This is a genomic window from Aquincola agrisoli, from assembly GCF_036621135.1.
GTDB lineage: Bacteria > Pseudomonadota > Gammaproteobacteria > Burkholderiales > Burkholderiaceae_C > Aquincola > Aquincola agrisoli.
In genome coordinates this window covers 1-1,076 of the sequence record NZ_JAZIBG010000018.1, presented here as the reverse complement: position 1 = coordinate 1,076, position 1,076 = coordinate 1, and the positions used below count along the sequence as shown (strand labels likewise).

The 1,076-nt window shown below is 69.1% G+C and carries 1 protein-coding gene and 1 pseudogene; both read left to right on the top strand.

The features are described from left to right. Positions 1-729: electron transfer flavoprotein subunit beta/FixA family protein (locus V4F39_RS06270; protein ID WP_332288457.1), on the top strand; the 729-nt coding region annotated here is incomplete at its 5' end. Positions 730-731: 2 nt separating this feature from the next. Further along, positions 732-1,076, top strand: a pseudogene (locus V4F39_RS06265) (electron transfer flavoprotein subunit alpha/FixB family protein); the annotation flags it as partial.

Below are 1,076 nucleotides of genomic sequence, written 5' to 3'. Positions count from 1 at the left end.
AAGCGGGTGGTGGACTACAACGTGAAGGTGAGGGTGAAGGGCGACGGCACGGGGGTGGACATTGCCAACGTGAAGATGTCGATGAACCCGTTCGACGAGATCGCGGTGGAAGAGGCGGTGCGGCTGAAGGAGAAGGGGGTGGCCAGCGAGGTCATCGCCGTGTCCTGCGGGGTGGCGCAATGCCAGGAGACGCTGCGCACCGCGATGGCCATCGGGGCGGACCGGGCGATCCTGGTGGAGACGTCAGAGGAGCTGCAGCCGCTGGCGGTGGCCAAGCTCTTGAAGGCGCTGGTCGACAAGGAGCAGCCGGGCCTCGTCATCCTGGGCAAGCAGGCCATCGACGACGACTGCAACCAGACCGGGCAGATGCTGGCCGCGCTGGCCGACCTGCCGCAGGGCACCTTCGCCTCCAAAGTGGAGGTGGCGGACGGCAAGGTGTCGGTCACGCGCGAGATCGACGGCGGCCTGGAGACCCTGAGCCTGGCGCTGCCGGCGGTCGTCACCACCGACCTGCGGCTCAACGAGCCGCGCTACGTCACGCTGCCCAACATCATGAAGGCCAAGAAGAAGCCGCTGGAGACGGTGAAGCCGGCGGACCTGGGCGTCGACGTCGCGCCGCGCATCAAGACCCTGAAAGTCGCCGAGCCGCCCAAGCGCTCGGCCGGCATCAAGGTGCCCGACGTCGCCACCCTCGTGGCCAAGCTCAAGACCGAAGCCAAGGTGATCTGACCATGACCGCACTTGTCATTGCCGAACACGACAACGCCACGCTCAAGGGCGCCACCCTCCACACCGTCACCGCCGCGGCGCAGCTCGGCGGCGAAGTCCACGTGCTCGTGGCCGGCCACAACGCGCAGGGCGCGGCCCAGGCCGCGGCCCGGATCGCCGGCGTCACCAAAGTGATCCACGCCGACGCCGAAGGCCTCGCCCACGGCCTGGCCGAGAACGTCGCGGCGCAGGTGCTCGCCCTCGCAGGCAACTACAGCCACCTCGTCTTCCCCGCCACCGCCGGCGGCAAGAACGTCGCGCCGCGCGTGGCCGCCAAGCTCGACGTCGGCCAGGTCAGCGACATCACC